Origin of the sequence: Jiangella muralis, from assembly GCF_001270745.1 — a bacterium.
GTDB lineage: Bacteria > Actinomycetota > Actinomycetes > Jiangellales > Jiangellaceae > Jiangella > Jiangella muralis.
In genome coordinates, this window is the sequence record NZ_KQ434752.1 from 17,256 (window position 1) to 41,114 (window position 23,859).

25 protein-coding genes are annotated in these 23,859 nt (G+C 73.6%); 14 read left to right on the top strand and 11 right to left on the bottom strand.

What is annotated here, in order from left to right; translation table 11 throughout:
* Positions 1-23 precede the first annotated feature (23 nt).
* Both ACW62_RS03020 and ACW62_RS03025 read right to left on the bottom strand, forming a co-directional pair.
* Positions 24-2,345: an arylsulfatase gene (locus ACW62_RS03020; protein ID WP_053202619.1), complete on the bottom strand. Its 2,322-nt coding sequence runs from the start codon at positions 2,343-2,345 to the stop codon at positions 24-26.
* 35 nt (positions 2,346-2,380) lie between these two features.
* On the bottom strand, positions 2,381-4,105 hold the full coding sequence (locus ACW62_RS03025) for a SulP family inorganic anion transporter (protein ID WP_240477223.1): 1,725 nt from the start codon (positions 4,103-4,105) through the stop codon (positions 2,381-2,383).
* A gap of 119 nt (positions 4,106-4,224) precedes the next feature.
* Here ACW62_RS03025 and ACW62_RS03030 point away from each other — a divergent pair, with 119 nt between their 5' ends.
* Complete coding sequence (locus ACW62_RS03030; RefSeq protein ID WP_053202620.1) at positions 4,225-4,902, top strand: GAP family protein; 678 nt, start codon at positions 4,225-4,227, stop codon at positions 4,900-4,902.
* Positions 4,899-6,485, top strand: coding sequence for a SulP family inorganic anion transporter (locus tag ACW62_RS03035; protein WP_053202621.1), 1,587 nt, complete (start codon positions 4,899-4,901; stop codon positions 6,483-6,485). Before ACW62_RS03030 ends, ACW62_RS03035 begins: the two co-directional genes overlap by 4 nt.
* Here the strand turns inward: ACW62_RS03035 and ACW62_RS03040 are convergent.
* The 3 genes from ACW62_RS03040 to ACW62_RS03055 all read right to left on the bottom strand — a co-directional run bounded on the left by ACW62_RS03040 (position 6,443) and on the right by ACW62_RS03055 (position 11,268).
* Entirely contained in the window at positions 6,443-7,900 is a 1,458-nt protein-coding gene (locus ACW62_RS03040) for a hypothetical protein (protein ID WP_053202622.1), read from the bottom strand. The two genes, ACW62_RS03035 and ACW62_RS03040, sit on opposite strands and share 43 nt — an antisense overlap.
* 317 nt (positions 7,901-8,217) lie before the next feature.
* Complete coding sequence (locus ACW62_RS03050) at positions 8,218-8,616, bottom strand: DUF6325 family protein (protein ID WP_053202624.1); 399 nt, start codon at positions 8,614-8,616, stop codon at positions 8,218-8,220.
* A gap of 120 nt (positions 8,617-8,736) precedes the next feature.
* The gene (locus tag ACW62_RS03055) at positions 8,737-11,268 is read right to left on the bottom strand and encodes a winged helix-turn-helix domain-containing protein (RefSeq protein ID WP_240477224.1); all 2,532 of its coding nucleotides are present in this window, start codon (positions 11,266-11,268) and stop codon (positions 8,737-8,739) included.
* Positions 11,269-11,574: 306 nt separating this feature from the next.
* On the opposite strand from ACW62_RS03055, the gene ACW62_RS03060 reads away from it, so the two are divergent.
* The 6 genes from ACW62_RS03060 (at position 11,575) to ACW62_RS03085 (ending at position 14,365) form a co-directional block, all read left to right on the top strand.
* Entirely contained in the window at positions 11,575-11,775 is a 201-nt protein-coding gene (locus tag ACW62_RS03060; protein ID WP_053202626.1) for a hypothetical protein, read from the top strand.
* Positions 11,776-11,794: 19 nt separating this feature from the next.
* Complete coding sequence (locus tag ACW62_RS03065) at positions 11,795-12,289, top strand: DUF6069 family protein (protein ID WP_053202627.1); 495 nt, start codon at positions 11,795-11,797, stop codon at positions 12,287-12,289.
* A gap of 243 nt (positions 12,290-12,532) precedes the next feature.
* Positions 12,533-12,970 (top strand): DUF6325 family protein, encoded by a 438-nt coding sequence (locus ACW62_RS03070; protein WP_053202628.1) that lies wholly within the window; start codon positions 12,533-12,535, stop codon positions 12,968-12,970.
* Positions 12,971-12,983: 13 nt separating this feature from the next.
* On the top strand, positions 12,984-13,283 hold the full coding sequence (locus ACW62_RS03075) for an SHOCT domain-containing protein (RefSeq protein WP_053202629.1): 300 nt from the start codon (positions 12,984-12,986) through the stop codon (positions 13,281-13,283).
* 6 nt (positions 13,284-13,289) lie between these two features.
* Positions 13,290-13,859 carry an Mce/MlaD family protein gene (locus ACW62_RS03080; RefSeq protein ID WP_157574342.1) on the top strand — a complete coding sequence of 190 codons (570 nt, stop codon included), beginning with the start codon at positions 13,290-13,292 and terminating at the stop codon, positions 13,857-13,859.
* Positions 13,856-14,365 (top strand): DUF1269 domain-containing protein, encoded by a 510-nt coding sequence (locus ACW62_RS03085; RefSeq protein WP_053202631.1) that lies wholly within the window; start codon positions 13,856-13,858, stop codon positions 14,363-14,365. The genes ACW62_RS03080 and ACW62_RS03085 overlap by 4 nt, the downstream gene beginning before the upstream one ends.
* Here the strand turns inward: ACW62_RS03085 and ACW62_RS03090 are convergent.
* The gene (locus ACW62_RS03090; protein ID WP_157574344.1) at positions 14,354-15,130 is read right to left on the bottom strand and encodes an adenylate cyclase; all 777 of its coding nucleotides are present in this window, start codon (positions 15,128-15,130) and stop codon (positions 14,354-14,356) included. The two genes, ACW62_RS03085 and ACW62_RS03090, sit on opposite strands and share 12 nt — an antisense overlap.
* Positions 15,131-15,241: 111 nt before the next feature.
* On the opposite strand from ACW62_RS03090, the gene ACW62_RS03095 reads away from it, so the two are divergent.
* Positions 15,242-15,691, top strand: coding sequence for an SgcJ/EcaC family oxidoreductase (locus ACW62_RS03095; RefSeq protein ID WP_053202633.1), 450 nt, complete (start codon positions 15,242-15,244; stop codon positions 15,689-15,691).
* A gap of 29 nt (positions 15,692-15,720) precedes the next feature.
* Entirely contained in the window at positions 15,721-16,542 is an 822-nt protein-coding gene (locus ACW62_RS03100) for an NAD(P)H-binding protein (RefSeq protein ID WP_053202634.1), read from the top strand.
* On the opposite strand, the gene ACW62_RS03105 is transcribed toward ACW62_RS03100, so the two are convergent.
* The 4 genes from ACW62_RS03105 to ACW62_RS03120 all read right to left on the bottom strand — a co-directional run bounded on the left by ACW62_RS03105 (position 16,539) and on the right by ACW62_RS03120 (position 19,437).
* Positions 16,539-17,216: a cation efflux transmembrane domain-containing protein gene (locus ACW62_RS03105; protein ID WP_053203099.1), complete on the bottom strand. Its 678-nt coding sequence runs from the start codon at positions 17,214-17,216 to the stop codon at positions 16,539-16,541. The genes ACW62_RS03100 and ACW62_RS03105 overlap by 4 nt on opposite strands.
* Positions 17,213-17,545 carry an ArsR/SmtB family transcription factor gene (locus ACW62_RS03110; RefSeq protein WP_053202635.1) on the bottom strand — a complete coding sequence of 111 codons (333 nt, stop codon included), beginning with the start codon at positions 17,543-17,545 and terminating at the stop codon, positions 17,213-17,215. Before ACW62_RS03110 ends, ACW62_RS03105 begins: the two co-directional genes overlap by 4 nt.
* A gap of 44 nt (positions 17,546-17,589) precedes the next feature.
* On the bottom strand, positions 17,590-18,564 hold the full coding sequence (locus ACW62_RS03115; protein ID WP_053202636.1) for an aldo/keto reductase: 975 nt from the start codon (positions 18,562-18,564) through the stop codon (positions 17,590-17,592).
* A gap of 78 nt (positions 18,565-18,642) precedes the next feature.
* The gene (locus ACW62_RS03120; RefSeq protein ID WP_053202637.1) at positions 18,643-19,437 is read right to left on the bottom strand and encodes an alpha/beta hydrolase; all 795 of its coding nucleotides are present in this window, start codon (positions 19,435-19,437) and stop codon (positions 18,643-18,645) included.
* Between the two features lie 104 nt (positions 19,438-19,541).
* Here ACW62_RS03120 and ACW62_RS03125 point away from each other — a divergent pair, with 104 nt between their 5' ends.
* A complete protein-coding gene (locus ACW62_RS03125; RefSeq protein WP_240477244.1) occupies positions 19,542-20,504 on the top strand; it encodes a GlxA family transcriptional regulator in 963 nt (320 codons plus the stop codon).
* Here ACW62_RS03125 and ACW62_RS03130 read toward each other — a convergent pair.
* Complete coding sequence (locus ACW62_RS03130) at positions 20,492-20,770, bottom strand: hypothetical protein (protein ID WP_053202639.1); 279 nt, start codon at positions 20,768-20,770, stop codon at positions 20,492-20,494. The two genes, ACW62_RS03125 and ACW62_RS03130, sit on opposite strands and share 13 nt — an antisense overlap.
* A 103-nt stretch (positions 20,771-20,873) precedes the next feature.
* Between ACW62_RS03130 and ACW62_RS03135 the strand changes: the two genes are divergently transcribed.
* From ACW62_RS03135 to ACW62_RS35040, 3 genes are all read left to right on the top strand, one after another.
* Positions 20,874-21,935: a PIN domain-containing protein gene (locus tag ACW62_RS03135; protein ID WP_053202640.1), complete on the top strand. Its 1,062-nt coding sequence runs from the start codon at positions 20,874-20,876 to the stop codon at positions 21,933-21,935.
* Between the two features lie 53 nt (positions 21,936-21,988).
* The gene (locus ACW62_RS03140; RefSeq protein WP_053202641.1) at positions 21,989-22,960 is read left to right on the top strand and encodes a serine hydrolase domain-containing protein; all 972 of its coding nucleotides are present in this window, start codon (positions 21,989-21,991) and stop codon (positions 22,958-22,960) included.
* A 106-nt stretch (positions 22,961-23,066) separates the two neighbouring features.
* Positions 23,067-23,859: MFS transporter (locus ACW62_RS35040; protein ID WP_205629111.1), on the top strand; the 793-nt coding region annotated here is incomplete at its 3' end.

Genomic DNA, 23,859 nt, shown 5'->3' on the forward strand with positions numbered 1-23,859 from the left:
TCTCCTCACTCTCGGTGCGTCATCTAGTCGCGGGCCAGGGCGGCGTGCAACTGCCGCTCGAGGTCCAGGTAACGGTCGTCGGCCACGTTGACCTCGACCTTCACGATCCGGCCGCCGGCGAACGGGAATCGCGGCGGGTACTGCCGGGTGACGGCGTCGCCGCCGTCGTAGCCCACACACAGGCCCTCGCCGCACAGCGAGTAGTGCCCGGACTGGGTGCGCAGCGGGCCCGTGGCCACCTCGGCCTCGTCGACGTAGAGCCGCGCGGTGCCGTGCGACTCCCCGTGCTCGCCGGTGCGCTCCTTGACGAACTCGACGCCGACGACGTGCCGGCCGCCGGGCAGCGGCCCGGACGTCAGCTCCTGCTCCGGCGCGAGGCCGAGGAAGTTGTAGACGTAGTGCAGCCGGCCGTCCTTGACGAACAGCGCGTGGCCGCCGAAGCGCGACCCCTGCGCCAGGATCACGCCCTCGGCCGACGGCGACAGCTCCACCTCGGCGAGGATCCGGTACGAGACGCCGTGCGTGTTGGCCGCCGACCGCTCCGGCACCTCGGCCGTGCCCGGGTAGTAGGTGTACGTGCCGCCGGCCGGCGCCGGCGCCTGGAACTCGTACTTCATGTATTCGAGCACGCCGACGTCGTTGAGCGGCAGCACGTCGTACTTGCCGGCCTCCTCGAACCAGAGGTCGACCAGCTCGCGCACCTTCTCCGGGTGCTCGGCGGTGAGGTCGTGCGCCTCGGCGCGGTCGACGTCGGTGTGGAACAGCTGCCACTGGTCGTCGCCGAAGTGCCCGACGTCCGACGGCAGCGGCCCGTGCACCGCGACGACCTTCCAGCCGTCGTGCCACAGCCCGCGGGTGCCGAGCATCTCGTAGTACTGCGTGCGCCGGGTCGTCGGCGCGCTCGCGTCGTCGAAGCTGTAGCGCATCGACTCCCCCGGCAGCGGCGTCTGCTCGTAGCCGAGCACGGAGCCGGGCATCTCGACACCGCAGCAGTCGAGGACCGTCGGCACGATGTCGATCGCGTGGTGGTACTGGCCGCGCACCTCGCCGCGGGCCTCGATACCCCGAGGCCACGAGATCACCATCGGGTCGCAGACGCCGCCCTGGTAGGAGTACCGCTTGAACATGCGGTACGGCGTCGAGAACGCCATCGCCCAGCCGGTCGGGTAGTGGTTGTAGGTGTCCGGGCTGCCCAGCCGGTCGATCATCGGCAGGTTCTCCTCGATGCTGTCCGGCCAGCTGTTGAAGAACTTGTTCTCGTTCACCGAGCCGTTCGGGCTGCCCTCCCCCGACGCGCCGTTGTCCGCGCAGTAGAAGACCAGCGTGTTCTCCAGCTGGCCGGACTCCTCCAGGTAGTCGACCAGCCGGCCGACCTCGTGGTCGGTGTACTCGGAGAAGCCCGCGTACACCTCCGCCATCCGCGAGAACAGCCGCTTCTCGTCGGCGCTGAGCGAGTCCCACGGCCGGACGGCGTCGCCCGGGCTGGTGGTGCCCTCCGGCATCGGGTTCATCGGGGTCAGATCGGTGTCCGGCGGCAGGATCCCGCGCTCCTTCATCCGCGGCAGCACCCACTCGCGGTAGGCCTCGTAGCCGTCGTCGAACGCGCCGCGGTACTTGTCGATCCACTCCTGCGGCGCGTGGTGCGGCGCGTGGTTGGCGCCCGGGCAGAAGAACATGTACCAGGGCTTGTCCGGGTCGCTCTGCCGGCTGTCGCGGACGAACGAGATCGCCTTGTCCGTCAGGTCCTTGGACAGGTGGTAGCCGTCCTCGGGGAGGTACGGCTGCTCGGCGTAGTGGTCGTCCTCGGCGAGATCCGGGTACCACTGGTTGGTCTCGCCGCCGATGAAGCCGTAGAACCGGTCGAAGCCGCGGCGGATCGGCCAGTTCCGCTTCGACGCGCCCATCGCGAACTCGTCCACCGGGACGTTGTGGTTCTTGCCGACCCAGAACGTGTTCCAGCCGGCGTCGCCGAGCACCTGGGCCAGGAAGGCGTTCTCCATCGGGATGTGGGTGTGGTTGCCGGGGAAGCCGGTGGCCGTCTCGGCGATGGTGGCGAACGCGTTCTGGTGGTGGTTGCGGCCGGTCAGCAGGCACGAGCGGGTCGGGCCGCACAGCGCCGTCGTGTGCCACTGGCTGTAGGTGAGGCCGTCGGCGGCGAGCCGGTCCAGCGTCGGCATCGAGATCCGCCCGCCGTACGGCGACCACGCCGCCTGCCCGGTGTCGTCATAGAGGATGACCAGGACGTTCGGCGCGCCCTCGGGCGCCCGGGGCGCCAGGAACGGCTCCCAGTCCGGCACGGAGTCACGGATGTCCAGGTTGATGACGCCGTTGAACCGCTTGGGCATGGGGTCCCCCTCGTCTGCATCCGCCGTCGGTGGCCTCATCGTCGGGCGGCGCCGTCCCCGGCGGCGTCACCTTCTCCGGGTGAGGTCGCCGCGACCGCCGCGTCGACCGTCGGGTAGAGCCGGTCCAGCACGTCCGCGGCGCCGGCCCGCCGCAGCACGTCGCGCACCTGGCCGACGTCGCCGACGGCGAGCAGGCGCACGCCGCGGGCGGCCAGCTCCGTCGCGGTGTCGCGGAGCATCCCGGCCGCGGTGACGTCGATGGACGGGACGGTGGCGGCGTCGAACACCAGCGCGCGGACGCCGTCGGCGCCGGCCAGTTCCAGCAGCCGGTCCTGCACGGCGTCGGCGTTGGCGAAGTAGAGCGCGCTCTCCACCCGGACCACGACGACGCCGTCAACCGGGGAGCTCCCCGGATCCCGGGCGACGTCGACCCACTGCCCGGTCCCGCCCGCGACCCGGCCGAGCACCGCGACGTGCGGGTGCGCCGTCCGCGCCAGCAGCAGCACGACCGACAGGACGACGCCGATCAGCAGGCCGGGCAGCGTGTCGAAGAACAGCACGCCGAGCATGGCGCCGATGGCGCAGATGAAGTCCGCCCGGGCGGCGCGGCCGTAGATCGAGGCCAGCGCCGCGGAGTTGACCTCGTACAGCCGCCGCAGCCCGCCGATGTCGACCAGCTCGATCACCGCCGCGATGACGACGGCGGCCAGCACCGGCTCCGGCAACTCCGCGAACAGCGGCGTCAGGATCAGCAGTGTCAGCACCGTCAGCGCGGCGACCGTCCAGCCGGACACCTGCGACCGCGCGCCCGCGCCGGCGTTGACCGCGGTCTTCGACAGGCTGCCGTTGACCACCATGCCGTTGAAGAAGCCGGCGCCGAGGTTGGCCGCGCCCAGCCCGGCCAGCTCCCGGTTCGCGTCGATCCGGTAGCCGTCGCGGCGGGCGTAGGTCTTCGCCGCGCCGAGCCCTTCGGCGAAGCCGACCAGCATGACGCCGGCCGCGCCGGACAGCAGTAGCGGGACGTCCGACACGGCGTTGAGGTCGGGTACGCCCGGCGCCGGCAGCCCCGCGTCGATGTGCCCGACGACGGTGACGCCGCGGTCCTCCAGGCCGAGCACGGCCGACAGCACGATGCCGAGCACCACCGCGGCCAGCGACCCCGGCACCAGCGGCGCGGTCCGCCGCAGGACCAGGACGAGCGCGAGGCAGCCCAGGCCCACCAGCGCCGACCACCCGTTGGTGTCCCCCAGCGCCGTCAGCACCTCCCACAGTTTCTGGAAGAAGTTGCCCTCGCCGCCCTCGACGCCGAACAGCTTCGGCAGCTGCCCGACGATGATCACCAGCGCCATCCCGACGATGAAGCCCTTCAGCACCGGCTCGGAGATGAAGTTGGCCAGGAAGCCCAGCCGCAGCAGCCCGGCCAGCACCGCCAGCGTGCCGACGGCGAGCGCCAGGCCCGCGGTATAAGCGGGGAACTCCCCAGATCCGTTCGACACGATCCCGCCGACCACCCCCGCCGACAGCGCCGCCGTCGCCGACATCGGCCCGACCACCAGGTGCCGCGAACTGCCCAGCACCGGGTACAGCAGCAGCGCCGGGATCGCCGCGTACAGCCCGATCACGGGCGAGACGCCGGCGATCGACGCGTAGGCCAGCGACTCCGGGATCAGCACCGCCCACACCGTCAGCCCGGCCACCAGGTCGCGGCGCAGCCACGATCGCCGGTAGCCGCGCAGCGACCCCCACATCCACGCCGGCATGCGCCCCATCGTCGGCGCGGACCGGCGGCCGGGTCCTCACCCCGATCGGGTGACGCCGCCCGTCGCCGGCCGCCGCGACCATGAACGCGATGTGACGTGACGCGACGGGCGGAGGCGGCATGGGCGAGGCGATCGGGGCAGTCCTGCCGCTCGGGGTGGGCGTCGCGCTCAGCCCGCTGCCGATCGTCGCCGTCGTGCTGATGCTCGGCAGCAGCCGCGGGCGGGTGACCGGGCCGGCGTTCCTGGCCGGCTGGCTGCTCGGACTGACCGTCGTCGGCACCGTCGTACTGCTGGTCGCGGCCGCCGCCGGACCGGCCGACGACGGCGAGCCGGCGACGTGGGTGGGCTGGCTGAAGCTGGTCCTCGGCGTCCTCGTCCTGCTGCTGGCCGTGCGCACCTGGCGGCAGCGGCCCCGCGGCGACGTCGAACCGGAGCTGCCCGGCTGGATGGCGGCGCTGGACTCGTGGTCGCCGGGCAAGGCGCTGGGGCTGGGCGCGCTGCTGTCCGCCGCCAACCCGAAGAACCTCATGCTCACCATCGCGGCCGCCGCGGCCATCGCGCAGACGGGCGTCGACGCCGGCGGGCAGGCCGTCGCGCTGGCGGTGTTCGTGCTGATCGGGGCGCTCGGGCCGGGGCTGCCGGTGCTGCTCGCGTTCGCGCTCGGCGACCGCGCCACCGAGATGCTGGCCGATCTCAAGACCTGGCTGGCCCGGCACAACGCGGCCGTGCTGACGGTCGTGCTGCTGGTGATCGGCGCGAAGCTGATCGGCGACGGCATCGCCGGGCTGTCCGGGTGAGCCGCTCCGACATCGTCGCGGGGGTCGTCGCCGGCGCCGTCGTCATCCCGCAGGCCATGGGCTACGCCGGCGTCGCCGGGCTGCCGGTGCAGGTCGGGCTGTACACGTGCATCGTGCCGATGGCGGCGTACGCGCTGCTCGGCGGCGCCCGGAAGCTGAGCATGAGCACGACGTCCACCATCGTGGCGCTGGCCGGGCTGGCGCTGGCGGCCGCGGGCACGACGGACGACCCCGACGAGGCGATGGCCGCGGTCAGCACGCTGACGCTGCTCACCGGCCTGGCGTTGCTGCTGTTCTGGCTGCTGCGGATCGGCTGGGTGGTCGACGCGATCTCCGACACCGTCGTCAGCGGCCTGAAGGTGGGCGTCGGGCTGACCATCATCGTCGACCAGCTGCCGAACCTGCTCGGCATCGACGCCGGACCGGACGGGTTCCTGCGCGGCGTCGGGCACGCCGTGACGCACCTCGGCGACGCGAACCGCGCCACCGTCGTCGTCGCCGTCCTGACGCTGGCCGGCATGTGGGCGCTGCGACGGTGGGTGCCGCGGGTGCCCGGCCCGCTGCTGGCGGTCGCCGGCGGGATCCTGGCGACGGCGTGGGCGGACCTGCCCGCACGGGGCGTCGAGCTGATCCCGCCGGTGCCGAGCGGCCTGCCGACGCCGGCCGTCCCGCCGCTGGACGACGCGTGGACGATGCTGCCGTACGCGCTGGCCATCGCGCTGATGGCGTTCATGGAGACGATCGCCGTCGGCCGCAGCACCCGCGAGCCGCAGGACCCGCCGATCGTCACCGGCCGCGAGCTGCTGGCGAACGGGACGGCCGCGATCGCCGGGGCGTTCGTCGCGACGGCGCCACCCGCCGGCGGGTTCTCGCAGACGATGGTCAACGTCGGCGCGGGCGCCCGCACCCAGCTCAGTTCGCTGGTGACGGCCGGGGTCGCGGTGGCGGCGGCGCTGTTCCTGGCGCCGGTGCTCAGCGACCTGCCGGAGGCCACGCTGGCCGCCGTCGTCGTGGTCGCGGTGATCGGCCTGGTGGACGTCCGCGAACTGCGCCGGATCGGCCGCATCGACCGGGCCGAACTGGTCGTCGCGCTGGTCACGGCGGCGATCGCGCTGGTGTCGAACCTGCTGGCGGGTGTCGTCGCGGGCGTGTTCCTCACCTACTACCTGGTGCTGCGGCGGCTGAACCACCCGGTGCTGCTGGAGCAGCGGCCGGCGCCGGGGCTGCTGGTGATCCGGATCGAGGGCGCTCTGTACACGATGAACGTGCGCACCGTGCAGGCCGAGCTGCTGCGCCGGGCGACGGCGGACCAACCGCGGACGCGGGTCCTGCTGCTCGACCTCGGCGCGACGCTGGACACCTCCGTCACCGTGATGGACGCGTTCACGGCGGCCGAACAGCAGTTGGCGAAGGACGGCGTCGAGCTCTGGGTGGCCCGGGTCCCCGAAGCGGCGCTGGCGAAGGCGCGGCGGACGGCGGCCTGGCCGGCCTGGCGCGACGGCGGCCGGGTGCACACGACGGTGCAGGCCGCCGTCGACGCCTACGAAGGGCTGGCGGCCGAAGGGCCGGACGGCGCCGCCTGACCCGTCGCCAGCTCGAGGGCGGCCAGCAGCACGCCCGCGACCAGCAGGATCCCCAGCACCACGGCGGCGTTCGGGTAGTTCCAGAACACGAACACCAGGACCGCGACGGACAGGACGGCGATCTGGACGGGCCGCTTGTGCTGGCGCAGCCAGGCGGTCGCCGCCGAGTCCCGCCAGCCCCACCCGGAGCCGACGTCGCCCAACCGCGCGACTCCCCGGCGCAGCCCCACCGCCTGCGGCGACGGCCCGGTCAGCCACGCCACCAGCGCCACGACCAGCCCGACGGCCAGCACCATCCGCAGCGTCGTCCGCAGCAGCGACACCACCTGGTCGAACAGCGCGCCCGCCGCGGCGTCGTCCACCTCCGGCGGCAGTGCGCCCAGGTACAGCGGACGGGCGATCGTCAGCGCCGCGCCGAGCAGCAGCATCGCCGCTGCCAGCCCGATCCCGGCGCCGATCAGCGCGCGCCGCCGGCCGCGGGCCACCAGCACGCCGGCCGCGATCAACGCGAGCGCGATGACCGGCAGCCAGGTGCCCAGCCGGTCCACCAGCCGGAACCCGGCCTGCGCCTTCTCCACGTCGTCGGACTGGAACAGCGTCAGCGTCATGTCCGTCGACGGTATCGCCGACGCCCGCGAGAACCCCGCGTCGACCAGCCGCTGCTTCGCGTCCTCGACGATCGGCGCCAGCTGGATGCTGACGGTGTTGCTCTCGACCTGGACGGCGCCGTTCTCGTTCTTGCCGGTGAGCGCGGCCACGAGCGCCTGGTGCGCGGCCCGGTTGGCCTGCGTCCACGCGTCGGCGAACCGGTCGCTGGCGACGACCGCGCCGACCTGGTCGTGCACCCAGCCCTGCACCGCCCCGTCGATCGGCCCGGCCAGATCGTTCAGTGTCGTCGTCAGCCGCGGCCGGGCCCCCTGCGCCGCCAGCAGGTCCGACGCCTCCTTCACCACTCCCGGCACGTCGATCTCCTGCATGAGCCGGTTGGTGACACGGTTGGTGACGGCCCGCTCGATGTCCGGGTCCCGGGCCAGCGGGCCGACGGTGTCGACGTAGCGGTCGGTGTTCGTGACGACGGAGTCCACCCAGACGGCGGCGGTCGCGGGGATCGCCAGCAGGCAGCCGAGCAGGATCAGGAAGGGTGCGAGCCAGGCCCGCCACCGCCCGCCCGAGGGCGGTCCGGCGGTAACGGCCTGGACGCCGGCGGCGCCGCCGGCGTCCGAGGCGCCGGCGCGCAGCCGGTCCACCTCGGCGCGCAGCCGCGCCAGCTCCGCCCGCTCCCCGGTGCTGAGACCGTCCCCGCCCACGTCGGCGGGGTGCTCGCCGGACGGCGCGTCACCGATGCGTGGCGCATCGGTGCCACCGGTGTCGTCGGCGGGGCCGCCGGTCGGCGGGGTCCGCGGCTCGTCAGCCATGGCAGCCGCCCGTCAGTCCGCGCCGCCCCGGGCCGTGACCAGCCGCCGGCCGGCCCGGGTGGTCCGGCCCCCCGGGCCAGGCTGCGCCGGAACCACTGACCCGCTCGACCCGGTCGCCCCGGCCGCCCCGGCCGGCTCTGACCGCCCGGCCGGCTCGGCGGCCGCGGCCGGGGCCGCTTCGCTCTCTCCCCCGGCGCCTGGCGCCGGCCGCCGGGCGGTGGCGTGCGTCACCGCGTTCCGGATCACCTGCGGAGTCCCGTCCAGGACCGCGGCGCTGGTCACAGCACCCAGCAATCCGGGCCGATCGAACCGTCCGGTCATGAGTTCCCCCTCAACACGTCGTCGGCTGCTTCCGACGGGATCAGGACGTGCAGCGCGACCTGGCCGCCGGCATCCCGGACGGCCTCGGACACGCGGCGCACCCAGGTGTTCTCGTAGGCGATGAGCACCGCCGAATGTCCTGGCGGCAGCGCATCGGCGACGACGGCGATGTCCTCGTCGTTGACCAGTTCGCCCTCGGCGATCTCCACCCCGCCGAAGCCGAACGCGTCGGCGCCGTCGGCGAACTCGACGACCCGGAGGTCGCCGTTCGCCTCGCGCGCCGCGAACACGATGTCCAATAGCGTGACGTCCCCCATGTCGACGACGCCGCGCAGCGCCTCGACGGCGAGCGGGTCGACCCGCTCGCCGGGAAAGGTCAGGATCAGCACCTCCACCGGCCGGAACCTCATCGCAGCCCCCGTCTGCGCATGGCCATACTCCACCCCGTTCCCCCAGCCCGCCCACAGCCTGCCCAGCTGTGCTCGGGTCCGCCTCACCCACCCCGGGTGAGGCCCCTACAAAAGGCCCAATTCCCTCGCCCGGTCGACGGCCTGACGACGGCTGCCGACGTCGAACTTGCGGTAGATCGCCTTGAGATGTGTCTTGACGGTGTTGACGCTCAGCACGTGCGCCCCGGCGATCTCCTCCAGCGACAGCAGCGACGGCAGGTCGCGCAGCAGTTCCAGCTCACGCGCCGTCAGCGCTTCGCCGGACACCGTCGCCCGCTGCGCGTCACCCTCGTCGTCGCCGAACAGGCCGATGGCGGTGTGGACGAACTCCTCGTGCCGGCCGAACCTCCCTTCCCCGTGGATGAGCAGCGACCGGACCCGCCCGGACGCCCCGACGAACTCCCGGAACATCCGCCGCGGCTCGGCGAGGTCCAGGGCGTGCAGCAGCGCGTCGTGCGCGCGGGCCGGCTCGTCCAGTTCGGCAGCGAAGTGCGCCGACAGCAGCCAGCCGGTGATCTCGTTGCTGACGAGGTGACACGGCACCGTCCCGGCCAGCACCGGCTGCAACGCCGCCCGGGCCGCCGCCTTGCGCCCGTCGTGCGCGTGCGCCAGCGCCCGCAGCACGAGCAGGTCGCCGGTGTCGTCGAGCAGCCGCTCGGCCCGGGTCAGGGCCTCGGCGACCGCCGCCCGGTCGCCCGCCGCCAGCGCCAGTTGCAGCTCGGTGAGGCAGAAGTAGCTGGCACCCACCGGCGGCAGCGCGCTGTCGTCGTACGGCCAGGCGCGGCGCAGCAGCCGGGCCGCCTCGTGCCGGTTCGGCGTCTCGGCCGCGGCCAGGCAGGCCCGCAGCAGCCGGGTGGACAACTCGACCTCGGGCTCGACGTCGGCGTCGATGGCGCCGGCCAGGGCCAGGTAGCGGCGGGTCTCGTCGTGGTCCAGCCGCTGGAACGCCGTACCGGCGGCCAGGAGGTAGACCGGCGTCATCCGCCCGGTGCCGGACCAGCCGCGCCGCCCGGCGAAGTCGATCGCCTCGGTGACCCGCCGGGTGACGGTCTCGGCGTCGCCCCGCGCGGCGGCGCCGACCGCGAGGTAGGACAGGCATTCCAGCGCCAGCGCGTCGCGGCCGTCGCGGCGGGCCATGCGCAGCGCCTCGCGCAGGTCCTCCTCGGCCGCGTCGTACTCGCGGAACCAGATCCGGAGGATTCCCCGGTTGACCGCGGCGAGCAGCAGCAGATCCGGCTCGCCGGGCACCTGCTCCTCGCTCAGCCCGAGCAACTCGGCCAGCTCCGGGCCGCGGTCGCCGCGCAGCCGCCCCTCGTACATGAGCGCGGTGGTGTGCAGCAGCCGCAGCCGCGCGGACCGGTGCCGGGACGGGTCGCGCCCGACGAGGTCGATGTGGCGGCGGGCCACCGGGAGCGCGCCGTCCTGCAGCGCCGCCAGCGCCGCGACCAGCGCCGTCACCGGTTCGGCGACGAGGTCGTCGGGCAGCTGCCGCACCGTCGCCGACAGCCGGGTGGCGTCGCCGGACAGCAGCAGCCGCAACCCGTACCGGTCGACGAGGTCCGCGGCGCGCGGCCAGTCGGCGCCGTCGGCGGCGTGGTCCATCGCCGGCCCGGGCAGCCCGTGGTCCAGGAACCACCCCGACGCCTCGACGTGGTGCTGCCGCTGCGCCACGACGTCGCGCCGGTTGCCCTCGGCCAGCAGGAAGCTGCGCAGCAGGCCGTGCACCCGGTACGACGTCGGCGCCCGGCCCACGCGCGCCACCAGCGCGTTGTCGCGGGCCAGCCGGGCCAGGACGGCGCCGGCGTCGGCCCGGCCGGACAGCCGGCTGGCGAGATCGGCGGTGAGCGTCTCGGCCACCGCCGTGGCCAGCAGCAGGTCGACGGTCTCGGCGGAGAGCGCGTCGAGCACCTCCGCGACGAGGTAGTCGGCCAGCGGCCGCTCGTCGCCGGCGAACCCGGCGATGTACTTGGTGACGTCGTCCTGCGACGCCAGCGACAGCGCGGCCAGGCTGAGCCCGGCCGCCCAGCCCTCGGTCCGCTCCAGCAGCAGCGCGAGGTCGGGCTCGTCCAGCTCGAGGTGCCGGCGGCGCAGCAGGAGGTCGGCCTCGTCGAGGTCGAACGCGAGGTCGGCGGCGCGCACCTCCGTCGCCTGGCCGTCCAGGACCATCCGGGCCACCGGCAGCGGCGGGTCGAACCGGCTGCCCAGCACCAGCCGCAGCCCGGCCGGACGGTAGCGGATCAGCCCGGCGAGGCAGGCCAGCCCGCGCGGCGACGCGATGACGTGGACGTCGTCCAGCAGCACCCACAGCGGCTGCCGCAGCGCGTCGACGGCCTCGGCGAACGCGGTCAGGAAGCCGCGGTTGCCGGCGTCGCCCGGCGGGGTCAGCGCGGCCAGCCGCACCTCGGCGGCGGCGTCGACACCGCGGACGGCCCGCCCGCAGGCGCGCAGCAGCCCGGACCACAGCACGTACGGGTCGTCGTCGTGTTCGTCGAGGGCCAGCCAGGCGACCGGGACGCCGGCCGATCGCAGCCGCTGCCGCCACTGCGCCAGCAGCATGGTCTTCCCCGCGCCGGCCGGGGCCGAGACCAGCGCGAGCACGCGACCCTCCGCCTCCGCGACCCCCAGGGCACGGAGCAGTCGGGTGCGGGACACCACGCCGGCTGGCATCCGAGGAGCCCGTAGTTTCTGTTCCAGGATCCTCGCACGCCCCGCGTGAGGGGCAGCTACGACCACGATCATCACAGTAGCGGCGAATTGTCGATCTCGACCTCGCTTTGACCCCATCACCTCAGGTGATGTTGCGCGGCACCCGCGCGCCCCTCACCCGGTGCGGGTGAGCCGTGCCGCCCCTCCGCCGGGCGATGGTGGGGTGTGTCCCGCTCGAGAACCTGGGGGCGCATTCACATGCGCTACGAGTTCCTCGTCACCGGCCGCGTCTCCGACACCGTCCGGGCGGCGTTCCCCGAATTCGATGTTGCCGACGGCCCGGCCGGCGGCACGTCGATCTATGGGCCGGTGCGCGACTGGGCCGCGCTGCGGGGCGTGCTCGCCCGGCTGGACGCCCTGGGGCTGACGGTCGTGGAGATGCGCAAGCTGCCCGACTGAGCCCGAGGAGGCATGCCGTATGACCAGCGACCCCACCAGCCGGTCCGGACCACCTGTCGTCGACGCCGGTCGCCTGTGGGCGGGTGGCGTCGCCACCGCCGTCATCGGCGCGCTCATCGCGGTCGTCGGGATCGTCCTGATCCGCGGCGTGTTCGACATCCCGATCCTGGCGCCGGAGGGCGAGGGCACGTGGGGCGACGCGGGCACCGGCTGGTACGCCGCCGGCGCGGCGCTGGCCGCGCTGGCGGCGACCGCACTGGTGCACGTGCTGCTGCTGACGACGCCGCAGCCGCTGCGGTTCTTCTCCTGGGTGATCGGGCTCGCGACGGTGATCGGCGTCGTGGCGCCGTTCACGTCCAACGCCGACCTCGACGCGGAGGTCGCGACCGCCGGGCTGAACCTGGTGCTCGGGGTCGCGATCGGCACGCTGGTCTCGTCGGTGGCGCGCAGCGCGAGCCGGCCCGCGCGGCGCCGCCGACCGGAGCCGCCGCCGCCCGGGCCTGCCGCCTACTGACGGGACCTGGCCGGCCGCGCCGCCGCGCCTGGCTGGTTGCTGTTCGGCGGAGGTGACACCAGCGCCAACAATTGGCGCTGGTGTCACCCTGCCCCACACAGCGGTGCCGCTCCGGGGCGGCGTCGGAGAAGGTGGACCGCACCGCCTCCGGCGTGGAGCCGCCGGCCACGCCCTGAGGCCGCGACGTCGCCTCACCCGCGACGGGTGAGGCGGTCGCCGCCGCGGCGGCGAAGGCTGGGCCGCATGGACACCGTGGACGTGGGACCGGTCGACATCCTGATGCTGCGCTTCCCGGGCAATCAGTTCAAGGGCGAGATCGTGCCGGCGATGCGCGATCTCGTCGTGAACGGACTGGTCCGGATCGTCGACCTGATGTTCGTGTATCGCGACGCCGACGGCACCGTCGGCTCGATCGAGCTGGCCGGGCTCGGGCCCGACCTGGAACCCGCCTTCGCCGACCTGGACGGTCAGCTCGGTGGCGGCCTGCTGGATGCCGAGGACGTGGAGGAGGTCGCGGAGAGCCTGCCGCCGGGCAACTCCGTCGCCGTCCTCGTCGTCGAGAACACCTGGGCGATCCCGTTCGTGAACGCGGTCCGCGCGGCCGGCGGCGAGGTCACCGACCAGGCCCGCGTCCCGGCCGAGACGGCGGCCCGCGCGCTGCGCGGCCTCGACATCGGCTGAGGGGGCGGACGCGATGGGACTGCTGCGAGGGATGGCCCGGACCGCGGTCGTGGCGGGCACGGCGACCGCGGTGTCGAACCGGGTGTCGCGCCGCCAGGCCGGCCGCTGGCAGCAACAGGAGTACGAGCAGCAGGCGATGGCGCAGCCCGCGCCCCAGCCCGCCCCTCCGGCCCCGGCCCCGGCCCCGGCGCCGGAGGCGCCCGCCGAGGACTCGCTCGCCGACCAACTGGCCCGGCTCGCCGACCTCAAGGCGCAGGGCGTGCTCACCGACGAGGAGTTCGCCGCGGCCAAGGCGCGATTGCTGACCGGGTGAGCTCCGATGCGACCCCGCGTGCTCGCCCTCGCCGCCGCGATCGTGCTGGTGGCCGGCTGCAGCAGCGACGAGTCGCCGGAGGAGGGGTGGGCCGACGGCGTCTGCTCGGCGTGGAACGAGTTGTCCGCCGACCTCCGCGGCCTGACCGACGGCCTGAACGTCGACTCGCTGACGCCTGAGGCGCTGGACCAGCTCAGCAACGAGATCTCCGACCGGGTCGACGCCGTCCAGGCCAGCGCGCAGAACCTCGCCGACGCCGTCGCCGACACCCCGGAGGGCGCCGACCAGGCGGTCGAGAACGCGCAGCAGGAGCTCGGCGACGAGGCCGACGACGTCCGGGCCGGGCTGGACTCGGCCGGCGAGGCGATCCAGAGCCTGTCCGGCGCGACCACCGGCGAGGACATCACCGGCGCGCTGTCCGACGCGCAGGCCGCGCTCACCCAGGCCGGGCAGGCGCTCAGCGCGCTCGGCGACACCGTCGCCGGCTACCTGTCATCGGCCGACGACACACTCCGGCAGGCGTTCGACGACGCGCAGTCCTGCCAGCAGACCCATACGGGAGGGACCCCATCATGAGTGACAGCAACGTCGAGGTCTTCGTGGCCGCGTTCGGCACCGAGGACGAGGCCGGCCAGGCCTTGAAGGACTTCCGCGCGATGGCCCGCGAGGGCTCCATCGACCTCATCGACGCCGCCGTCGTGGTCCGCCGCGCCGACGGCAAGGTGACGTTCCAGGAGACCACCGACCCCAGCGGCAAGACGTGGGCCAAGCGCGGCGCCGTCGCAGGCGGTCTCGTCGGCCTGATCTTCCCGCCGAGCCTGCTCGTGTCCGCCGCGGTCGGCGCGGCCGGCGGCGGCATCTGGGGCAAGGTGCGCGACAAGGGCTTCCAGGACTCGGACCTGCGCTCCATCGGCGACAGCCTCGAGCCCGGCACGTCCGCCATCATCGCCGTCGCCGAGGACCGGATGATCGAGCGGCTGCAGGCCGGGCTCGAGGGCTACCGCAACATCGCGCGGCACGCCGTCAGCGCCGCGGCCGCGGCCGCCGTCATCGCCGCCCCGGAAGAGGACTCACCGTCCTGACGTGAGCTGCTCGGAGAAGTACGTCAGCGCCGTCCGGGTCTTCGTCTGCTGCACGCCACCGAGGTCGATGCCGCGCTCGCCGAGGAAGGCCCGCGACTCCGCGGCCACGTTGAGCGCCTCACCCGGCAGGCACTTGGTGGACAGTTCGAGGATGCGGCCGCCGTCCGGGTACAACCACAGCTCGGCGACCAGCCGGCGGCCGTAGTCGCCGGGCGTGAACTTGAGCTTCATGATCGGGATCGGCCCGAGCGGGCTCAGGTCGTCCAGCTCCACCCCTTCGGGCGCGTGCGCCGCGAACAGGTCGCGCTGCTGCTTGGTGAACAACTTGCGGATCGGCCGCCGCCCGGCCAGCACGTCGCTGACGTGAGTGTTGTCGACCGGCGCCTTGAGCCGTCCGGACGCCACGAACGAGCCGCCCGGCATCGCGTCGACCTCCACCCCGAAGTCCGGCGACCGCCGCAGCGCCGGCGACAGCTTTTTCGGCTCCACCGGGCGCAGCTTCACCACCGCGTCGCCGGGCCGGCGTTGCACCCGCCGGGCCCGGACCACCACGCCGGCGCGGTCCAGCGCGAGGTCCGGCGTGTCGAAGAACACCACCTGCCGGATCTGAGCGTCCAGCGGGTCCATGCCCAGCGCCGTGACGGCGGAACGTTGGTCGACGTCCGGCACGCTCAGCTTCAGCTCGACGGTATCGGCGTCCTTGAACAACGCGAGTAACTCCCCCAGCCGTTTGCTGGACATGATCGGCAGCGCCGTTTCGGTCATCCGGACCACCCCCCGTCTGGATCGTCGCGCCCCCGGCCCGGCCCGGCCCCACCCGATCCGGGTGATGCCGCCCTTGACCTCAACTATGGTTGAGGTAGCAGGCTTGGAGGCATGACAACAGAGATCGAGGCCGTGGCCGCCGAGGCCGAGCTGGACGCCATCCGCCGCGTCGTCGACGTCGTCGAGCACGCGCAGAACAACGAGTTGCCCGACGAGTTCCTGGCGCTGTTCCGCACCGACGCCATCTGGACCACCGGCGGCGGGAAGCGGCTCTACGGCCTGGACGAGATCGCCGCGTTCACCCGGCAGGTGCTCCCCGGCGGCATGAGGGGCATGTCGATGCGGTTCGAGCTGGAGCACGTGCTGTTCATCCGCCCCGACGTCGCCGCCGTGAAGCTGCGCCAGGTCTACACGACGCCCGACGGGCTGGATGTCGGGTCGCCGCTGTGGATCATGGCCAAGGAGGACGGCCGCTGGCTGCTCACCGCCTGCCAGAACATCGGCGTCCCCGACGACGAGGAGGTCGCGCCCGGGCGGCCGGTGTTCGGCGCCGCGTCCTGACCGCGGGCGGCACGCCGTAGGCTCGCGGCGTGCGGATCGCGGTGACGGGGGCCGGCGGACGGCTGGGCGGCCAGGTGGCCGCGCTGCTGGCGCCCGAGCACGAGGTGGTGGCGCTGGTGCGCCGGCCCGGCGCGTACGACCCGCCGCATGGCGTCACCGTCGCCGTCGCGGACTATGCCGACCCCTCGTCGTTGCGGACGGCGCTGACCGGCGTCGACACGCTGGTGTTCGTGTCCAGCGACGGCCACGCGGCCACCGTCATGCTGCACCACGCGAACGTCGTGCGGGCGGCCGTGGACGCCGGGGTCGGGCACGTCGTCGCGCTGAGCGGGTTGGACGCCGACGCCGGGTCGCCGTTCTGCTACGCCGTCACCAACGGGCACACCGAGGAGCTGCTGGCGGCCGCCGGTTGCGGCTACTCGCTGGCCCGCGCGTCGGTGTTCGCGGAGTTCTTCGCCGCGCTGGTCCGCGGCGCCCGGCACGGCGACGAAGTGTGGCTGCCGGCCGGCGACGCGCGGGTGTCGCTGGTCGCGCGGGCCGACGTCGGGCGGGCCCTGGCCGCGCTGGCGGTGCGGACGCCGTCGAACACGCACCATGACCTCACGGGCCCGGCCTCGTTGCCGGTCGCCGACGTCGTCGCGGCGTACGCGCCCGGCGCCGGCTACGTCGACGTCCCGGCGAGCGCTTACGTGGCGGCGCTGCTGGACAGCGGCGAGACATCCTGGTGGGCGCACGCCTACGCGACGATGCTGGAGTCCATCCGCCTGGGCCGCTGGGCCGCCGTCACCGACGACGTCGCCACGCTCACCGGCCGCCCGCCCGCCGAAGTGCTGGGCGTCCGGCCCGGCTAGCAGCAGTCGCAGTCGGGGCCGCAGCCGTCGGTCTCGGGGTCGCGCAGCAGCGCACCGGCCGACGTCGCGCAGGCGTCGCCGCGCCATGCCTCGGCCCCTTCGCGGACGGCGAACCCGGCGATGACCAGCGCGGCCAGCGGGTCGGCCCACCACCAGCCGAGCGCGGAGTTCAGCACCAGCCCGGCCAGCAGCACCGCCGACAGGTAGCTGCAGATCAGCGTCTGCTTGGAGTCGGCGACGACGGCGGCCGAGCCCAGCTCGCGCCCGGTGCGCCGTTCGGCGAACGACAGCGCCGGCATGACCGCCAGGCTCACCGCCGCGAGCACGATGCCGACGGTGCTGTGGTCCGGTTCCTCGGCGCCGGCCAGCGCGCGGACCGCCTCCAACGTCACGTACGCCGCCAGGGCGAAGAACGAGAAGGCGACGACGCGCAGCGCGGTCCGCTCGCGCGCCTCGTGGTCGCGGCCGGCGAACTGCCAGGCGATGGCGGCGGCCGACACCACCTCGACGACGGAGTCCAGGCCGAACCCGATCAGCGCGGCCGACGACGCCGCCGTGCCGGCCGAGATCGCGATGACCGCCTCGACCACGTTGTAGCCGATGGTCATCGCGACGATCAGCCGCACCCGCCGGCGCAGCACGTCGCGCCGCGTCAGCGTCGTCTCCGCGCTCATCGGCACGAGCACCCGTCCGGGCCGCAGCAGCCCGGATCGACGACCAGCACCAGTGACAGCAGCTCGCCCAGCGCCCGGGCCAGGTGCGCGTCGGCCAGCCGGTACCGCGTGCGCCGGCCCTCCGGCTCGGCCTGGACCAGCCCGCAGCCGCGCAGGCAGGCCAGTTGATTCGACATCACCTGCTTGGAGACGCCCAGTTCGGAGGCCAGATCGGACGGGAAGGACGGCGCGGTGCGCAGCGCCAGCAGGATGCGCGCCCTCGTGCCGTCGGACAGCGCGTAGCCGAGCCGCGCCAGTGCGTCGGTGTGCGACGCCGTCACCGTGGTCATGCGACGGACAGTACAGTAAACGCTGTACTCAGGGAACCCTCGCGTCAGGCGAAGCCGGTCGGCCGGCGCGGCGTGTACGGCGCCTCCAGCGCGGCCACGTCGTCGTCGGTGAGCCCGAGGCTCATGGCCGCCACCGCGTCGGGCAGGTGGTGCGGCTTCGTCGGCCCGACGATGGGCGCGCTGACGACCGGGTTGCGCAGCACCCACGCCAGCGCCACCTGCGCCATCGGCACGCCGCGCGCCGCGGCCACCTGCTGGACGGCGTCGGCGATCGGCTTGTCGTCGGCCTCGGTGTAGCGCTCGCGCAGGAGTTCGTCGGTGTCGCCGCGCACGGTCCGCTCGCTCCACGGCCGGGCCAGCCGCCCCCTGGCCAGCGGGCTCCACGGGATGCTGCCGACGTCCTGGTCGGCGAGCAGGCCGAACAACTCGCGCTCGTCCTCGCGCTGCATGAGGTTGTACTGGTTCTGCATGGACACGAACCGGGTCCAGCCGCCGAGGTCGGCGGTGTACTGCAACTTCGCGAACTGCCACGCCCACATCGACGACGCGCCGAGGTAGCGCGCCTTGCCCGCCTTGACGACGTCGTGCAGGGCCTCCATCGTCTCGTCGGCCGGCGTGTCAGGGTCGAGGCGGTGGATCTGGTAGAGGTCCACATAGTCGGTGCCGAGCCGGCGCAGCGACGCGTCGATCTGCTCCATGATCGCCTTGCGCGACAACCCCGACCCGCCCGGGCCGTCGTGCATGGGGAAGAACACCTTCGTGGCCAGGACGACGTCCTCGCGGCGGGTGTAGCGGCGGACGGCCCGGCCGACGATCTCCTCGGACGACCCGAAGCCGTACACGTTGGCGGTGTCCCAGAACGTGATGCCGAGGTCGACGGCCTGCCGGAAGATCGGCTCGGCCGCGTCGTCGTCGAGGGCCCAGTCGCCGTAGCCGCGGGACGGGTCGCCGAAGCTCATGCAGCCGAGCGCGATGCGGCTCACCTTCAGGCCCGAGCCGCCCAGCCGCGTGTACTCCATCGCCCCATCCTCCCCCATGATCATCGGCGATCGACCACATCATGGCGTGGTCGATCGCCGATGATCATGGGGCGAGGGTCAGCGCGCGTGCTCGACGGCCCAGGCCAGGACGTCGTCGGCGATCTGCTCCCAGCCCTGCTGGGCGGGCAGCAGGTGCGCGTAGCCCTCGTACTCGCGGATCTCGGTGACCGTGTCGGACTTGTAGTGCTTGTGGTTCGACTGCTGGATCGCCGGCGGCATGAGGTGGTCCTCGCCGCCGGAGACGAACAGCAGCGGCGCGCGGCCGTCGTTCTTGTAATCGACCCAGGTCTCCTGCGGGCCGGGCTCGAAGTTGGCCAGGACGCTCCCCCACAGGATGCCGCCGTTGGCCGGGACGTGGTACCGCTCGTACAGCGCGGCCGACTCCTCCTCGGTGAACGTGTTGGCGAACGCGTAGCGCCACTGCTCCGCCGTCAGCCCGACGGCCTTGTGCCGGTTGGCCGGGCTCTTCAGCACCGGGAACGTCGACTTGACCTGCGAGAACGGCACGACCCGCACGCCCTCGGTCGGCGCGGAGTTCAGGGCGACGCCGGCCGCGCCGAAGCCGTGGTCGAGCAGGATCTGGGTGAACGCGCCGCCGGCGGAGTGGCCCATGATGATCGGCGGACGGTCCAGCTCGCGGACGATCCCCTCCAGCTTCTCGATGATCGCGGGGACGGTGACGTCGACGATGATCTGCGGGTTCGCGCGCAGCGCCTCGACCTCGACCTCGAAGCCCGGGTAGCCCGGCGCGATGACCGTGTACCCCTTGGCCTCGTAGTGGGTGATCCAGTGTTCCCAGCTCCGGGGCGTCACCCAGAAGCCGTGCACGAGCACGATGGTGTCCGGTTCCATCACCCGATCATCGTGGGAAACCCGCTGGCCAGGCGCTACGCTGAACGCCAGAGTTCCCACGATTCCGGCCACGGGGGGTAGGAGTGGGCCGACACCGGGTGGCCATGCTCGTCCTCGGCGGGACGTTCGTCCTCGACCTCGCCGTGGCCGTGCAGGCGTTCGGCCGCCGGCCGTCGGTGTTCGCGAAGATCCGCGACGAACCGGAGGCGCCGTACGAGATCGGCGTCTGCGGCCTGGCCCCGACCCCGACGTCGCTCGGGTTCACCATGAGCGACCTCAAGCCGGTCGACTGGATCACCGGCGCCGACACCGTCGTCGTCCCCGGGCTGGAGGCGCCGTGGGCGCCGCAGGATCCGGCCGTCCTCGCCGCCGTGGCCCGGGCCGCCCATGATGGCGCGCGCCTGGTCTCGCTGTGCGCCGGCGCGTTCGTGCTCGGGCAGGCCGGTGTGCTGGACGGACACCGCGTCACCACGCACTGGGCGCTGGCCGACGAGTTCCGCGCGGCGTTCCCGGAGACCGAGCTGGTCGAGCACGCCCTGTACGTCGACGACGGGCAGGTCCTGTCGTCGGGCGGCATGCTCGCGTCGGCCGACCTGTGCCTGTACGTCCTCGGCCAGGACCACGGCCAGTCGTACGCGAACGACGTCTCCCGCGTGCTGGTCAGCCCGCCACACCGCGCCGGCGGCCAGGCCCAGTACGCCAAGGCGGGGCCGCGCCCGTCCGGGCCGCTCACCCCCGTCCTCGCCTGGCTCGACGAGCACCTCGCCGAGCCGCTCAGCCTCCGCGACGTCGCGGCCCAGGCGCACATGAGCCCTCGCACGCTCGAGCGGCGGTTCCGCGAGGAGACCGGCGACAGCATGGCCGCCTGGATCGCCCGGCGGCGGGTCGAGCGGGTCCGCGCCCTGCTCGAGGACTCCCAGCTGACGGTGACGCAGATCGCCTACGACGCGGGATTCGGGTCGACGGAGTCGATGCGCCGGCACTTCCTGACCTACGCCGGCACCACGCCGCGCTCGTACCGCGAGACGTTCCGCGGCGCCGGCTCGCTAGGGCGTCACTTCCAGTAGTGGAAGTAGTAGCCCTGAGCCGAGTGGTAGCACGGCCCGGTGCCCGGCATGGTGTAGGTGCCGCCCGCACGGATCAGCGCCATCGTGAAGAAGCACGCACTCGCATTCGAGTAGTAGTCGGAGTGGTGCCACGCCTTCGCGGTGATGGGTCCCGGCGACGGCGCCGGCGCGGTCTGCGTCGTGGCGGCGGCGGGTGCGCCGCCCGCGAGAGCGGCGGCACCCAGCGCGCCCGCGGCGAGCAGGCTGGTGGTGATCTTCCTCAGCATCGTTCCTCCTGTGTTCGCTGTCGCGGCCGACGCTACGGAGCGGCATCTTCACAGCGTCTTCAGATCCGCTTCTCCGCAGCGCAGCAGGGCGTAACCTGCCGGTGTGGACGACGAAGATCGCATCGCCCTGTTCCTCGACTACGAGAATCTCGCCATCGGCGCCCGTGAGGACCTCGGCGGGCTGGCCTTCGACATGCGCCCGATCGCCGACGCCCTGGCCGAGCGCGGCCGGGTGGTCGTGCGGCGGGCGTACGCCGACTGGTCCTACTTCGACGAGGACCGGCGCATGCTCACCCGCTCGCACGTCGAGCTGATCGAGATGCCGCAGCGCATGGGCGCCTCCCGCAAGAACGCCGCCGACATCAAGTTGTCCGTCGACGCGATCGAGCTGGCGTTCGTCCGCGGCTACGTGTCCACCTTCGTGGTGTGCACCGGCGACAGCGACTTCACCCCGCTGGTCTACAAGCTGCGCGAGCTGAACAAGCGCGTCATCGGCGTCGGCATCCGGGCCTCGACGTCGGCGTTGCTGCCGCCGGCGTGCGACGAGTTCCTCTACTACGACGACCTCGAAGGGGTGGAGCCGGGGCCGGCCCGCGGCGCCGCCCGACGCCGCCGGCCCGCGGCGGAGCCGGCCGCCGAACCCACCCCGGTCCAGGAGCCGGAGCCCGCCGAGGAGCCCCCACGCGACCTCGACGACCTCGCCGTCGTCGTCGCGCAGAGCGTGGCCGGCCTGCAGCGCACCGGCGGGCCGGTGACGGCGTCGACGCTCAAGCGCACCCTGCTGCGCAAGGACCCGACCTTCAACGAGGCCGACCACGGCTTCCGCGCCTTCGGCGAACTGCTGCGCCACCTGGCCGAGCGGCACGTCGTCGAGCTGGCCGACGGCCCCACCAAGGGCGACCCCGAGGTCCTGCTCCCGGCGCTGGACGGACAGCAGGACGCGTTCGACCTGCTCCGCTCGGTGGTCCAGGAGCTGACGGCGAAGCACGGCCGGGCGGCGCTGTCCGGGCTCAAGGACCAGCTCCGCCGGGCCCGGCCCGGGTTCAGCGAGCAGGCGCTCGGGTTCCGCAGTTTCCTGCAGTTCGTCCGGGCCGCCGCCACGACCGGCACCATCGAGCTGCGCTGGGACGACGACGCGGACGACTACCTGCTCACCGTCCCGTAGCGTTCTGTCATCCTTGGTTGACAACCACGGCGCCGTCAACCTAGGTTGACGGCATGATTCCACGCGTGGACGGCGACGCCCGGCTCGGACTCCGGCTGGCCGAGGAACTCGGCCCACGGCACCCGGTCGCGGCGGTCGCCGTCGTCACCCCAGCCGATATCCGCACGGCCGCCAACGGCGCGGGTCTCGGCTCGGACTTCGAGCTCGCGTCGGTGTCGAAGGCACTGACCGGCCTGCTCTACGCCGACGCCCTGGAGCGCGGCGAGGTCCGGCCGGACACCACGCTCGGCGAGCTGCTCCCACTGGACGGCGCGCCGGTCGCCCGGGCCCGGCTGAACGCGCTCAGCACGCACCGCGCCGGACTCCCCCGGCTGCCGTCCGCCGCCCAGCCGTGGCGGCGCACCCTCCAGCTGTGGCGGCACGGGACGAACCCGTACGTCGAGAGCCTGGACGAGCTGCTCGAGCAGGCCCGCGGGGTCCGCGTCCGCCGCACCGCCAAGCCGCGCTACTCCAACCTCGGCTTCGAGCTGCTCGGGCACGGCCTCGCCGCCGCAACCGGCACGACGTACGCGACCCTGCTCGACCGGCGGCTGGCCGGCCCGCTGGAGCTGACCGGCCTGTACGTGCCGGCCGACGCGTCCGAACTGCGGCCCACGGCACTGGACGGACGCAGCCGCCGGGGCGCGCCGCGCGAGCCGTGGGCCAACGCGGCGCTCGGCCCGGCCGGCGGGGTGCGCGCGTCGATCGGCGACCTCGCCCGGCTGCTCGAGGCGCTGCTGGACGGGACGGCGCCCGGCGCGGCCGCGCTGGAGCCGGTCGCGAGGTTCGCCGGCGGCACCCGCATCGGCGCCGGCTGGGTCATCACCACGCTGCGCGGCCGCGAGGTCACCTGGCACAACGGCGCGTCCGGCGGGTTCCGGTCGTGGATCGGCCTCGACCGCGCGGCCGACACCGGCGTCGCCGTGCTCTCGGCCACCGCGGCCTCCGTCGACGGCATCGGATTCCGGCTGCTCGCGTCGCCCTGACCGCCGGAATATATGGTTGCAGCAGGCAACCAATCGGGTAGTCTGACGGAGCACGTCGCCGCCGCCGTGCCCAGGACACGCCCGCCCCGGTACGGCAGGAGCCCGCATGACCGACGCTGTCGCCACCCTCACCGCCGAGCGCCCCGGGGCCCGCCGCACCGCGACCCCGGGGCTCACGCTGCTGGCGCTGGGCGCGGCCGGTCTCGTGGTCTCGCTCCAGCAGACGCTGGTGCTGCCGCTGCTCCCCCGGCTGCAGCAGACCTTCGACACGTCCGTCACCGCCGTCTCGTGGGTGTTCACGGCGACGCTGCTGGCCGGCGCGGTCGCGACCCCGCTGTTGTCGCGGTTCGGCGACATGTACGGCAAGAAGCGGATGATCACCGTCACCATGGGCCTGCTCGTGGCCGGCTCGGCGGTGTGCGCGCTGTCCGACTCCCTCGGCGTGCTGATCGCCGGGCGGGCCCTGCAGGGCGCGGCCGCGGCGGTCATCCCGCTGGCCATCGGCATCATCCGCGACACCTTCCCGCGCGAGCGGGTGATGTCGGCCATCGGCATCGTCAGCGCCACCATGGGCGTCGGCGGCAGCGCGGGCATGCTGGTCACCGGCGTCATCGCCGACCACACCACCAGCCACCACCCGGTGTTCTGGATCTCGGCCGGCATGGCCGGGCTGGCCATGGTGCTGGTCGTGCGGTTCACCGTCGAGGCGGGCGAGCGACGCGGCGGCCGGCCCGACATCGCCGGCGCGCTGCTGCTGGCCGGCTGGCTGGTCGGGCTGCTGCTGGGGATCAGCCAGGGCAACTCGTGGGGGTGGACCGACGAGCGCACGCTCGGCCTGTTCGCCGCCGCCGTCGTGCTGTGCGTGACGTGGGTGCTGCTCGAGCGGCGGGGGGGCGGGG